Annotated in this window: 11 protein-coding genes; 4 read left to right on the forward strand and 7 right to left on the reverse strand. The window is 37.0% G+C overall.

Features of this window, described 5'->3' with window-relative positions; all coding sequences use genetic code 11:
• Positions 1-27 precede the first annotated feature (27 nt).
• From IEW94_RS11835 to IEW94_RS11845, 3 genes are all read right to left on the reverse strand, one after another.
• Positions 28-717 (reverse strand): LOG family protein, encoded by a 690-nt coding sequence (locus IEW94_RS11835; protein WP_188653276.1) that lies wholly within the window; start codon positions 715-717, stop codon positions 28-30.
• 22 nt (positions 718-739) lie between these two features.
• On the reverse strand, positions 740-3571 hold the full coding sequence (gene uvrA / locus IEW94_RS11840; protein WP_188653278.1) for an excinuclease ABC subunit UvrA: 2832 nt from the start codon (positions 3569-3571) through the stop codon (positions 740-742).
• A gap of 125 nt (positions 3572-3696) precedes the next feature.
• Entirely contained in the window at positions 3697-4065 is a 369-nt protein-coding gene (locus tag IEW94_RS11845; RefSeq protein ID WP_188653280.1) for a hypothetical protein, read from the reverse strand.
• A 359-nt stretch (positions 4066-4424) separates the two neighbouring features.
• Here IEW94_RS11845 and IEW94_RS11850 point away from each other — a divergent pair, with 359 nt between their 5' ends.
• Positions 4425-4949: a DUF8685 domain-containing protein gene (locus tag IEW94_RS11850; protein ID WP_188653282.1), complete on the forward strand. Its 525-nt coding sequence runs from the start codon at positions 4425-4427 to the stop codon at positions 4947-4949.
• A gap of 6 nt (positions 4950-4955) precedes the next feature.
• On the opposite strand, the gene IEW94_RS11855 is transcribed toward IEW94_RS11850, so the two are convergent.
• The 3 genes from IEW94_RS11855 to IEW94_RS11865 form a co-directional block, all read right to left on the reverse strand.
• A complete protein-coding gene (locus IEW94_RS11855) occupies positions 4956-5672 on the reverse strand; it encodes a hypothetical protein (protein WP_188653284.1) in 717 nt (238 codons plus the stop codon).
• Between the two features lie 87 nt (positions 5673-5759).
• Positions 5760-7463, reverse strand: coding sequence for a gamma-glutamyltransferase (gene ggt, locus IEW94_RS11860; RefSeq protein ID WP_188653286.1), 1704 nt, complete (start codon positions 7461-7463; stop codon positions 5760-5762).
• A complete protein-coding gene (locus IEW94_RS11865; protein WP_188653288.1) occupies positions 7460-8065 on the reverse strand; it encodes an acyl carrier protein phosphodiesterase in 606 nt (201 codons plus the stop codon). Before IEW94_RS11865 ends, ggt begins: the two co-directional genes overlap by 4 nt.
• Positions 8066-8143: 78 nt before the next feature.
• Here IEW94_RS11865 and glmM point away from each other — a divergent pair, with 78 nt between their 5' ends.
• On the forward strand, positions 8144-9532 hold the full coding sequence (gene glmM / locus IEW94_RS11870; protein WP_188653290.1) for a phosphoglucosamine mutase: 1389 nt from the start codon (positions 8144-8146) through the stop codon (positions 9530-9532).
• A gap of 84 nt (positions 9533-9616) precedes the next feature.
• On the opposite strand, the gene IEW94_RS11875 is transcribed toward glmM, so the two are convergent.
• Positions 9617-10486 (reverse strand): lysophospholipid acyltransferase family protein, encoded by an 870-nt coding sequence (locus IEW94_RS11875; protein ID WP_188653292.1) that lies wholly within the window; start codon positions 10484-10486, stop codon positions 9617-9619.
• 162 nt (positions 10487-10648) lie between these two features.
• On the opposite strand from IEW94_RS11875, the gene IEW94_RS11880 reads away from it, so the two are divergent.
• A complete protein-coding gene (locus IEW94_RS11880) occupies positions 10649-11299 on the forward strand; it encodes a rhomboid family intramembrane serine protease (RefSeq protein ID WP_188653294.1) in 651 nt (216 codons plus the stop codon).
• A 155-nt stretch (positions 11300-11454) separates the two neighbouring features.
• A complete protein-coding gene (gene lon, locus IEW94_RS11885) occupies positions 11455-13905 on the forward strand; it encodes an endopeptidase La (protein WP_188653296.1) in 2451 nt (816 codons plus the stop codon).
• Positions 13906-13959: the final 54 nt, after the last annotated feature.

Raw genomic sequence — 13959 nt, forward strand, 5'->3', positions numbered from 1 at the left:
AAAACGTATAAAATCAAGCTTGTAGTATTAAAAGTTAGGACTAAATTCAGACTCTTTATAAAAGGCATCCAAAATGGCAATGACTTCATCTTCAGTATCAACAATGTTTATGAGGTCTAAATCTTTTTCGCTGATATTGCCAAACTCTGCCAATAGAGTTGTCTTTACCCATTCAAATAAGCCTTTCCAAAATTTTGTTCCTACCAAAATAATGGGGAATTTTTCAATTTTGTGGGTTTGTATCAAGGTAATGGCTTCAAATAACTCATCCAATGTGCCAAAGCCCCCAGGCATGACTACAAAACCTTGTGAATATTTTACAAACATGACCTTTCTAACAAAGAAATAATCAAAGTCCAAATTTTTATCAGAATCTATGTAAGGGTTGTCATGTTGTTCAAATGGTAATTCAATATTTAAGCCAACCGATGTGCCACCACCTAGATGAGCTCCCTTGTTTCCGGCTTCCATGATACCGGGGCCACCACCTGTAATGACACCATAACCAGCTTCTACTATACGTTTTGCTATTTTTTCGGCCAACAAATAATATTTGTCATGTGGCTTTGTTCTTGCTGAACCAAAAATGGATACGCAAGGCCCTATTTTGCTCATTTTCTCAAAACCACTCACAAACTCGCCCATAATTTTAAAAATGGCCCAGGAGTCGTTTGTTTTTACTTCATTCCACCCTTTTGGATGTAGTTCTTGTCTCATGTCAAATAGAATTTAAAACGTGCTAATTTAATTCTTTTTTAAGGAATTGTGCCGTGTAGCTTTTTTTATGTGTTGCAACTTCTTCGGGGGTGCCTTCAACAATAATTTTTCCGCCGCCTTTACCTCCTTCATATCCAATGTCAATGATGTGGTCAACGGTTTTAATAACATCCAAATTGTGTTCAATAATAAGCACCGTATTGCCTTTGTCAACCAATTTGTTCAAAACCAACATCAATACCCTGATATCTTCAAAATGAAGACCGGTAGTAGGTTCGTCAAGAATATAAAAGGTATTTCCGGTATCTCGTTTACTCAATTCTGTTGCCAATTTTATGCGCTGGGCTTCGCCACCAGATAAGGTGGTGCTTTGTTGCCCTAAGGTAATATAGCCCAAACCAACATCCTTAATGGTTTTAAGCTTATTATGTATTTTAGGGATATGCTCAAAGAAGTCCACGGCTTCATTAATGGTCATATCCAACACATCGCTAATGGATTTTCCTTTGTACCGAATTTCCAAGGTTTCTCGGTTAAACCGCTTACCTTGACAGGTCTCGCATTCTACATAAACGTCTGGTAGGAAATTCATTTCTATCACCCGCAATCCGCCACCTTGACAGGTTTCACAACGGCCTCCTTTTACGTTAAAACTAAACCTGCCTGCCTTGTAACCACGTATCATGGCTTCTGGTATTTTGGCAAACAAGCTTCGTATCTCACTAAAAGTCCCTGTATATGTTACAGGATTGCTCCTGGGTGTTCTTCCAATAGGGGATTGGTTAACATCAATTACTTTATCAATGTGTTCTAATCCTTCAATGCTTTTGTATGGCATGGGCTTTTTAACACCGTTAAAATAATGCGCGTTTAAAATAGGGTAGAGTGTTTCATTGATCAATGTGGATTTTCCACTGCCGGAAACACCTGTTACACCAATCATTTTGCCTAACGGAAATGAAACCGTTACATTTTTTAGATTGTTGCCCGTGCAGCCTTTAAGTGTAATGGAATGACCATTTCCTTTGCGGCGTTTTTTTGGGACTTCAATTTTTTTTGTTCCGTTTAAATAGTCAGCCGTTAAGGTGTTATGTGTTTTTAATTCTGCAGGTGTTCCAATACTGATTATTTCACCACCGTGCTTTCCTGCTTTTGGGCCAATATCAATAACATAATCAGCGCGTTCAATCATATCCTTATCGTGCTCAACCACAATGACCGAATTTCCAATATCACGCAAGGATACCAACGAATTGATAAGTTTGTTGTTGTCACGTTGATGCAGCCCGATGCTTGGTTCATCCAAAATATATAATACGCCTACCAATTGCGAGCCAATTTGAGTTGCCAATCTGATGCGTTGCGCTTCACCACCGGACAAGGATTTTGAGCTTCTGTTAAGTGATAAATACCCTAATCCCACATCCAATAAAAACTGAAGTCGTGCTTTTATTTCCTTGATAATTTCCTCAGCTATTTTTAATTGTTTTTCAGATAACTGATTCTGTAACGTGTCAAACCATTTGGCAAGTTCAACAATATCAATACTCGACAACTCTGCAATATTTTTATCGTTTACTTTAAAGTAGAGGGATTCTTTTCGCAATCTGGACCCTTCACATTCCGGACAGGTTATTTTGTCCATGTAATCTTTTGCCCAGCGTTTTAACGATGTGGAATCGGCTGTTTTGTATTGGTTTTCTATAAAGTTAGCCACACCTTCAAAATCAATTTTATAATCCCTGGTAACTCCCAATGTTTTGCTTTCTACAGAAAACTTCTCATTACCACCGTATAAAATCATGTGCTTGGCCTCTTCTGGAATATCTTTGTAGGGATCTGTTAATTTAAAATTGAAGCGTTGCGCTATGGTTTCCAGTTGTTTGAAAATCCAGCTGTTTTTTTCAGGGCCGTGTGGTGCCAAAGCACCATTTTTTATGGAAAGCGAATCATCTGGAACGATTTTTTTTTCATTTACTTGATATAGGGTGCCAATACCATTGCAATTAGGGCAAGCACCTTTTGGTGAGTTAAATGAAAAATTATTAGGCTCTGGATTTGGGTATGATATCCCTGAAGTTGGACACATCAGGTTTCTGCTAAAATATCTGGTTTGTTGTGTGTCTTGGTCTATTACCATAAGCACATCTTCTCCATGGTACATGGCCGTATTGATGGATTCCGTTAAGCGTTTGTCATTATCAGCCGTACTATCAATAACCAATCTATCAATTACTATTTCTATATCATGGGTTTTGTATCGGTCCAGTTTCATGCCTTTGGTAAGGTCTTTAATCTCACCATCGGTTCTTACTTTAACAAAACCTTGCTTGGCAATTTGCTCAAAAAGTTCTCTATAATGCCCTTTTCTGGAACGTACAACGGGTGCCAATATATTGATGCGTTTTCCCTTAAAATCAGAGATGATGAGCTCCTTGATTTGCTCATCACTATAACTTACCATTTTTTCGCCAGTGTTATAACTATAGGCATCACTTGCCCTTGCATATAACAACCGTAAGAAATCATAGATTTCCGTAATGGTTCCAACCGTAGAGCGTGGTGACTTGCTGGTTGTTTTTTGCTCAATGGCAATAACTGGTGACAATCCATCAATCTTGTCAACGTCAGGACGTTCCAAACCTCCTAAAAATTGTCTTGCATAGGCTGAAAAGGTTTCTATATACCGACGTTGGCCTTCAGCATAAATGGTATCAAAAGCCAAAGAGGATTTACCACTGCCAGACAATCCTGTGATAACCACTAGTTTTTCCCTGGGAATGGTGACATCAATATTTTTAAGGTTATGCACTCTAGCGCCTTTAACCTCAATATGTTCTTCAAAATGGCTCATAAATCAGCAAAAGTGCAAAGGTACAATTTTAGTTGCTAAATTTTTGTTAAGTCAATCCAGCATTTTTTATAGATTAAATAAAGAATGCTCTGATATACCAGAGCATTTCAGAAAGAATATTTAATTTAAGTTTTTAATATTGACAATTCACCACTTTCCAATGATTTTGTATAGTTAGCTCTTACCTTTTTTATACAACCAAAGAATTTTTTACCGTTCTTTCTCACTAAATGGACATAAACATCCCCAATTTTATTGGTTTCAACCTTTTTGATTATGGCGTGATTTCCTTCAACAATATTGTAATTGGCTAAGCCACCTCTTTTGGATATAATATTTAAGTTAGGAAAGAAAATGTGCTTATAACCGTTAGCATTGGTTTTATTAATAATCAAGACATCACCTACCTGAGGATCAGAATTACTTAAATCAATATTATTGTTTGCTAAGGTAATACTAGCTAACAAAAACAAACAGTAGCAAATTTTTTTCATAGACTGAATTTTTATAGGTTTTTCACTAAATTATGCTATTTAAATTAAAGTTGCAAAGGGTTTAAAACACAACAATTTACAGGCTTTTAGGATGTTTTTTGTGAACACCCCTTTTTTTTTAATACCACAACAAAATTAATTTGTTTATTTTTTTAAGAGAGTTTTTTTTAGGTGGGTCTGTGTCTTTATTTTGAAATTATTAATGGGCAATACCCTTTAAAAAAACAGGTTGTGAAGATTTTTTAAATAGCAGTTTTTAACAATTATTTAATATTCTATTTGTTTTTGATTTAATGCTTTTATAAAGAATTTTTATCGAAAGTTTAGTATCATTGTGATATGAATTTAAAAAAATAAATATGAAGATATTAGGAATAGGCTCTAGGATCAAACATGCAGATTACGGAAAAGGCGTTGTGACCAATGTATCATCAAAACATTACTGGGTGACTTTTATTGAAAGCGGTTTGGAAACCATTGATTTAGATTCAGAGTTTGAAATTATTGAAGCTGCTGAAGATGATGTGGATACGGTTAGTTTTTTTGATGTGGAACGTAGCCTAACCGAAATCCTTAAAAAATGGAGCGATGTCACAGAAATAGTCCCAATTGCTGACAAATGGAAGGGCGGCAAACTTATATTGGAGCCGGGTGATACCAGTTTAAAAGCAAGTGAAATACCTATTGATACATTTTTCCATAAAATCACCATGGTGCGGGATCGTTTGCGGGTTATGGAACAAAAAGTAAACTCCAGCAACTTGGATGAACAGGAAAAAATAGATTTGCAGCAATATATTACACGTATTTACGGAAGCTTAACCACGTTTAATGTATTGTTTAAATTAAAAACACAACAGTTTGTAGGACAAAAGTCTAGTTAAGATTATTTAATATGTTCCTTTAATGTTGGTGATTTCAATTCCCAAGAAGAAAATATTATGAAATGTAGGAAGCATGGCACCACTTTCGGTTGTTGTCCAATTACTCCATGAAGATTCCAAACCCTTTAGTGGTAAGATTGATACCCACATTTTAAAACTTTTGGGTTTGCCGCTTTCATCAAATAACCAAAGATACGAATCGCCAGGTGTTGAGCCTCCTTTGGTGTAAGTCACCAATAATGCAGGGTCGCCATTATATTGAGTTACATAGCGTCGTTCTGTACCATAGTCAAACACTTTATAAGGTGCAACCAACCAAAAAGAATCGTTATTGAAATATGAAATAGCTTTTTTAATCAGATCTTTGCCCATATCACTTTCAATATTGAATCCGTGGACATAGGCTTTGCTTAAAGCTTTGTCGTTTAAGTTTAAATCCACTTTATAGTCTTCCCAATACACTGAACATAGGCTTTCATTTTTCTTCCATTTATAGTGGTGTTTCCTTTTAAATGTCCACTCCAAATAATTGGTGTTCTTATAGGCATCATAATTTAAGGCGTCCAACATGTTGTAGGCTAATGCATCTGCTTGTTGGCCTTGTTCACCGGTAGGAAGGTCATCATTGTATTTGAAAAACATAAACACAAAAAACAAAATACTAGGCAGTGTTAAAAACACAATAAACCCAGTAATTATTTTAAATGTTTTTTTTACTTTCATAAGTTTAGGGTATAGATATTTTAATCATAACATTCTATAAACCAGCGCTAAAATATTAAATAGAATTGATTCAATTATGGAATTGAATTAAAAACCGACAGCCGTATCATCCCCTCGATGATCTGCACCACCCTCAAGCGTTTTATCGGATAAAACCATGATTCCATCTACCTTGCCAATTACTGGAGAATTTTTTTCATTGATGTTATATCCCTTGTCTTGCAACTGATGGATTAAGTTTTCATCAAACGAATGCGGTTCCATTTCAATCTCATCCGGAAGCCATTGATGATGAAACCGAGGGGCGTCAACAGCCTCTTGCATGGTCATATTGTATTCATGAACATTAAGGATGGTTTGCAAAACCGAGGTTATGATAGTGGAGCCTCCTGGTGTTCCAACAGACATAAATAAACTCCCGTTTTTTTCAATGATTGTTGGAGTCATGGAACTCAACATGCGTTTTTCTGGCTGAATACTGTTGGCTTCAGCACCAATAAGCCCAAACATATTGGGTACGCCCGGTTTGCTGCTAAAATCATCCATTTCGTTATTTAGGAAAAACCCGAGTTCTGAGCAATATAATTTGGAACCGTAGGCACCATTAAGAGTAGTGGTAACAGAAACAGCATTACCAAATTGATCAATAATTGAATAGTGAGTTGTTTCATTACTTTCAACAACTTCAACATTGCCATGCGTTACATCACTTGATAAGGTAGCTTTGTCAAATGAAAAATCAGCCATTCGGCCTTTTAAATACGCATCACTAATCAAAGCTTTTCCTGGAATGGACACAAAATCCGGATCACCCAAATAGTAACTTCTGTCAGCATAAGCACGACGTTCGGCTTCTGTAATCACTTGAATGCTCTTCAATGAATTATGTCCATATTCGTGCAGATCATAGGGTTCTATCATTTTCATGATTTGTGCCAAACAGATTCCGCCACTGGATGGTGGTGGCATGGAAATAATTTTTAAATCATCATAATTAAATGTAATGGGAGTTCGCCATTTGGCTTTATACTTAGCCAAATCCTCTTCTGTAATTAGGCCTCCATTGTCTTGAATAAATTTAACCAGTATTTTGCCGGTTTCGCCTTTGTAAAACTCATCTTCGCCATTTTTTAAGATACGTTCCAAGGTTTTTGCCAAAGCAGGGTATTTTATGGTATCCTGTTCTTTCCAAACTTTGTAGAACAAGAGAGAGTCTTTATTGACCAAACGGAATTTGGATTGGTAATAATTAAACCTTTCAGCTTGGTTTTTGGTGACAACCACACCTTTTTTAGCAAGAGCAATTACAGGTTCCAAAATATCTTTCATGGGCAGCTTTCCAAATTTTTTGTGGACTTCAAACATACCGGCAACACTTCCAGGAACACCAATGGCCAATGAACCTAGTGTGCTTTTATCAGGTATGACATTGCCTTGCTCGTCTAGGTACATGTTCTTTGAAGCCGATAAAGGTGCTTTTTCCCTAAAATCGAGACTGCCAATATCGCCGTTTGATTGTCTATAAACCATAAAACCGCCGCCGCCCAGGTTACCAGCAAACGGATACGCAACAGCCAGGGCTAGACCGGTTGCAGCCATGGCATCAAACGCATTACCGCCTTTTTTTAAAATATCAGCTCCTATTTGTGAGGCTTCCACACGAGCAGAAACCACCATGGCATGATGGGAGAGGAGCCCTCTGTTACTAGTTGACGTATTTGGTGTTTCATTCTTTTTATTACAAGAAAAGCACAATGAAATAAATAAAAAAGTAAAAATAATTCGTTTCATTTTGAGTTGGTTTTAAGTTCAATTTCTTTTAGTTTTTGTTTGGAAAATGTAATGAGCTCTCCAAAAAAGAGCGTGAATTCGTTTTCAAAAGCTGTATAAAACGTTTCCAATTCATTAACTGCTTCATTCATGCTCGAACGGTTTTTTGTTCGCCTATTCATGCCTTCCAACGCTTTGGTAATGCCTTCAATAGAAGCGTAGCTCACTAACCAATTATCAGCTATCATATAAGGCATCATTTTTTGAATACGAAGCGGCAGCACATCGTAATGGTCTTCCAAGGAATCATAAAAAGATTCCACATAAGTTTCTAAAGAATCGTCACAATACTTGCTCCAGTTTTTCGCCAAAAAATGATCATAAAGCATATCCACAATTATTCCTGAATAATGTCCGTATTTTTCATGTAATCGTTTGGTGCTCATTCTAACGGTTTCATGAGCATCGGTAAATGTATCAATGTTTCTGTGCAGCAAAATACCTATTTGTATATCCGTTGGGTACTTTTTGTAATTCTTTCCTTTAATGCCATCAGCAATAAAATTACCAATGGTTACCAGGTCATTGTCGCCAGAAAGATATATATGAGCTAAGTAATTCATTTGTGAAATTTACGAATTACGATTTAAGAATTACAATTTTGTAATTGTATATTTGTTTTCGAATTTAAAAAAAGACATATGACACTCATAAAATCAATTTCAGGAATCAGGGGTACCATTGGTGGAACAGTAGGCGATAATTTAACACCTATTGATGCCGTTAAATTTGCCGCAGCATATGGCACATGGATTAAACAACAGCGCAATAAAGAGCATTATAAAGTTGTGGTTGGGCGAGATGCCCGAATCTCTGGTGAGATGATTCAGAAATTGGTTATGAATACGTTGGTGGGCATGGGTATTCATGTAGTTGATTTAGGATTATCGACAACACCAACGGTGGAATTGGCCGTTCCTATGGAACATGCAGATGGTGGGATTATCTTAACGGCTAGCCATAACCCCAAACAATGGAACGCCTTGAAATTATTGAACACTAAAGGGGAGTTTTTGGATGGCGATGAAGGCGCCAAAATTCTGGAAATTGCCGAAAGTGATGCAATGACCTTTGCCGATGTGGATAGCTTGGGGAAAATAACAAAAAACAAAGCCTACATTGATCTACATATTATTGAAGTGTTGGATTTACCCTTGGTTACTGTAAAACCCATTGAAGAAAGACGATTTAAAGTGGTTGTGGACGGTGTAAACTCAACGGGAGGTATTGCTATCCCGTTGCTTTTGGAACGCTTGGGTGTTGATGTTATCAAGTTGTACTGTGAGCCAAATGGACACTTTCCACACAATCCAGAACCATTGAAAGAGCACTTAACCGATTTGTCTGAAGCCGTTAAAAAGCACAAAGCTGATTTTGGTATTGTGGTTGACCCTGATGTGGATAGGCTGGCTTTTATGGATGAAAATGGTGAGATGTTTGGTGAAGAATATACCTTGGTAGCCTGTGCCGACTATGTATTGAGCAGAACGCCAGGCGATACAGTGAGCAATATGAGCTCTACACGGGCCTTGCGTGATATCACTGTAAAACATGGTGGTATGTATGAAGCTAGTGCCGTTGGGGAAGTGAATGTGGTAAAGTTGATGAAGAAAAATAAGGTAGTCATAGGTGGCGAGGGCAATGGTGGTATTATTTATCCAGAATCGCATTATGGAAGGGACGCCTTGGTTGGCGTGGCATTATTTTTAAGTTTGTTGGCCGATAAAAACATGACGGTGAGTGAATTGAGAAAAACCTATCCCAATTACTTTATGAGCAAAAAGAAAATCGAATTGACCCCAGGACTGGATGTGGATGGTATTTTAAAGGAAATAGAGAAGCGTTACCAAAACGAACAATTAACCACGATTGATGGTGTGAAAATTGATTTTCCTGAAAGCTGGGTACATTTACGCAAAAGCAACACAGAACCTATTATCAGGATTTATACGGAAGCCAAATCGCAAGCCGAAGCAGATGCATTGGCAGATGATTTTATTAATGAAATTGGCGAGATAGCAAAAATATAACGATTACCAGGAGCGCTTAGCGACAAAGTAATCTCATGTGAAAAACTAAGAAACAGATTGCTTCGTTACTTTCGCAATGACTATTTATTTAGCGTGTTTCCACCGCTTATGGGTCCAAAAATAATATTCTGGGGCTTCATGAATTTGTTTTTCAACCTCGCGCAAAAACATATCCGTTAATTGGTAATCTTGGTAGCCTAATGAATTTTCAGCCAAGGTTAAAATCTCAGCTTCATAATAGCCGCGTTTTACTTTGCTCACTTTTAAAAAAGCCGTAGTGAAATCCAATTTTTTGGCTATTCGTTCAGCTCCCGTAAAACATGGTACTTTAATGCCCATAAAATCTTGCCAATACACTTCACTAGTAACTTTTGGAGACTGATCACTTAAAAACCCGGTAATGCTTTTTACATTGTTATGCTCCAAATCATTTATGTAAGCAATGGTTTCCTTTGTGCTGATAAGCGTGGTATTGAATTTTGAGCGAATATTTCTAACCAATTTATCAAAATACGGATTCGCCAATTTTTTATAAACGGCCAATCCTTTAAAATTAATATAGTTTTCAATAACAATGGACCATTCCCAACTGGCATAATGCCCAAACATAAGGATGATACTTTTGTTAAGGGCTTCCAAGCGTTTGAACTCGTCAGGATTGTTAATTTTAAATCGTTTTTTTAATTCGCTACTGGAAATGGTCATGGTTTTTATCATTTCCAAGAACATATCACATAAATGGTGATAGAATTTTTTTGTAATATGGTTGATTTCACCATCGGTTTTATCAGGAAACACAAGTTTTAAATTGGCATCCACAACCTTTTTTCTGTAGCCAATAATGTAGTAAACCAGTACATAAACACAATCTGAAAATACGTACAGTAACCTAAAGGGAAGTATGGAAATTACCCATAGAAATGGATAAACAAGTATATAAACAAGAAATTGCATGAATTAATTTTAAATTTGCACCAACAAACCGATATAAAATTTGTCAGGCAAATATACACAAACCGCATGAGAAATTTTATTGGTAGGTTACCTGTGACCTAGTTATCAAATAGTTTATTCACAGGAAATATATGTTATAAATTATTTAAACGTTTACACCTTATGGGCAAATTAGATATAGTTACCATAATTATCATAGCGGCCAACGTCATTATTTCGTACAAAGGTTTCAGTGATTTTGGGTTTTTTGAAAAATATAAGTTCCACGTTGGAGCTGTAAGACGTGGCGAACAGTTCAGGTTATTTAGCTGTGGTTTTTTACATGCCGATACGGCCCATTTGTTCTTTAACATGTTTTCCTTGTACTTTTTTGCCAATGTGGTTATCGGTTATTTAGGCGTTGTAAGTTTTTTGATTATTTACGTGGGCAGTTTGTTATTGGGTAGTTTGCTGTCGCTTTACTTTCATAAGGACGAATACCATTACAGTGCGGTTGGTGCGAGTGGCGCCGTTATGGGCATTATTTATTCGGCCATTTTATTACAGCCTGGTATGAGTTTGTATATCTTTTTTATTCCTATACCAATTCCTGCTTATATCTTCGGAATAGGGTATTTACTCTATTCTATTTATGGTATGAAAAACAGGATTGGCAACATTGGTCACGATGCTCATTTTGGAGGCGCTGTTGGCGGTTATGTCATTACCTTGATTTTGGCGTCCTGGCTATTTGAAGAAAATTTAATGATGATTGCTTTACTGGCCATACCCATCGTGTTATTATTTGTATTGAAAAAAACAGGAAAAATTTAGTGGCACTTCATTATGGCATGGCAATTGAAATTATAGTTATAGTAAATCGTCTATTTATTGTTTAAAGTATTGATTTACAAAAATTTAATTTTTTAGATAACAATTATAAAAAAGAACCAATAGTCATTTAATGACATATTGACTTGAAAATATATATGAAGAAATCCGATTTTATAAGTCTTGACAGTTTGTCATTTCAAGAGTTTGATGAAAATTCAGAATTAATACCCTTGATGACCCCTGAAGATGAAGAAGAAATAAACAAAGAAAACCTGCCCGAAACCTTACCCATATTACCATTGCGAAACACTGTGTTGTTTCCAGGCGTAGTGATTCCCATAACGGCTGGACGTGATAAATCAATCAAATTGATTAATGATGCCAACAAAGGCAATAAAGTGATTGGTGTGGTATCGCAAAAAGATGAGTCTATTGAAGACCCAACAGCCAAAGACATTCATGGCACGGGAACCGTTGCCAGAATTTTGCGGGTTTTAAAAATGCCCGATGGTAATGTGACGGTTATTATTCAAGGCAAAAAACGTTTTAAGGTGGCTGAGGTGATCACTGAGGAACCTTATATGAATGCCACCATACGGGAAATTCCTGAAGCACGGCCTGCAGAAAACAACAAGGAATTTGTGGCTATTATAGATTCCATTAAGGATCTGGCTTTACAAATCATCAAGGATAGTCCCAATATTCCCAGCGAAGCGTCTTTTGCCATTAAAAACATAGAGAGCAATTCGTTTTTGGTGAATTTTGTGTCTTCTAATATGAACCTTTCTGTAAACGAAAAACAAAGTTTACTGGAAATCAATGACTTAAAGAAACGTGCGTTGGCTACACTTAAGTTCATGAATATTGAATTTCAAAAACTGGAGCTTAAGAATGACATTCAGTCCAAGGTTCAAATGGATATGAGCCAACAACAGCGTGAGTATTTCCTGCATCAGCAAATGAAAACCATTCAAGAAGAATTGGGCGGTGTGAGTTATGATGAGGAAATAGAGGAGATGAAGCAACGGGCCAAGAAAAAACACTGGAGTAAAAAAGTAGGCGATCATTTTGATAAGGAGCTTGCCAAAATACAACGGATGAATCCGCAAGTGGCTGAATATTCCATACAACGTAATTATCTGGACCTTTTTTTGGATTTACCTTGGGATAAGTTCAGTAAAGATAAATTTGATTTAAAACGTGCCCGCAAGATTCTAGACAGAGACCATTTTGGATTGGAAGATGTTAAGCGCAGAATTATTGAGCACTTGGCCGTGTTAAAATTGCGCAATGATATGAAGTCGCCAATCCTATGTTTGTATGGCCCTCCAGGTGTTGGTAAAACATCGCTTGGAAAATCCATCGCAGAAGCACTTGGCAGAGAATATGTGCGGATGTCATTAGGTGGTTTGCGTGATGAAGCTGAAATACGAGGTCATAGAAAAACCTACATTGGCGCCATGCCGGGACGTATCATCCAAAGTTTGAAGAAAGCTGGTACCTCCAATCCTGTTTTTGTGTTGGACGAAATTGATAAGTTATCAAATTCGCACCAAGGCGATCCATCTTCAGCCATGTTGGAAGTGCTTGACCCAGAGCAAAACAATGATTTCTACGATAACTTTTTGGAAATGGGGTACGACCTGTCCAAAGTCATGTTTATTGCAACATGCAATAGTTTGTCAACCATTCAGCCAGCTTTGTTGGATAGGATGGAAATCATTAACGTAACGGGTTACACCATTGAAGAAAAAGTAGAGATTGCCAAACGCCATTTGTTGCCTAAGCAATTAAAAGAACATGGTTTGACGGATAAGGATTTAAAAATAGCCAAACCCCAATTAGAAAAAATTGTAGAAGGCTATACCCGAGAATCTGGTGTACGAAGCTTGGAAAAGCAGTTGGCTAAAATGGTGCGCTATGCGGCCAAGAACATTGCCATGGAAGAGGATTATAATGTTAAAGTATCAAATGACGATATCATAGAAGTATTGGGTGCGCCAAAAATGGAGCGTGATAAATACGAAAACAATAATGTGGCCGGTGTGGTAACCGGATTGGCCTGGACCCGTGTAGGTGGCGATATTTTGTTTATAGAATCCATTCTTTCAAAAGGGAAAGGCAATCTAACCATTACAGGAAATTTAGGAACGGTAATGAAGGAATCTGCCACTATAGCCATGGAATACATCAAATCAAATGCTGATGAATTTGGAATCAATCCAGAAGTTTTTGATAAATATAATGTGCATATCCATGTGCCCGAAGGCGCCACACCAAAGGACGGACCAAGTGCAGGGGTGACCATGTTAACATCGTTGGTATCCTTATTCACACAACGAAAAGTCAAGAAAAGTTTAGCCATGACAGGCGAAATTACCTTACGTGGTAAAGTGCTTCCTGTTGGTGGAATTAAGGAAAAAATTTTAGCGGCCAAACGTGCCAGAATTAAAGAGATTTTGCTTTGTGAGGACAATAAAAGGGATATTGAGGAAATCAAACCTGATTACTTAAAAGGGTTAACATTTCACTATGTGACCGATATGAGTGATGTCATTAAAATAGCCCTGACCAATCAAAAGGTGCAGAACGCTAAGAAACTATAATGATTTAACCTCGATTAAGTTCGAGGTTTTTTTTGATTAAAATATTTCATGCCC

The organism is Yeosuana aromativorans, assembly GCF_014646655.1.
Classification (GTDB): Bacteria; Bacteroidota; Bacteroidia; order Flavobacteriales; family Flavobacteriaceae; genus Yeosuana; species Yeosuana aromativorans.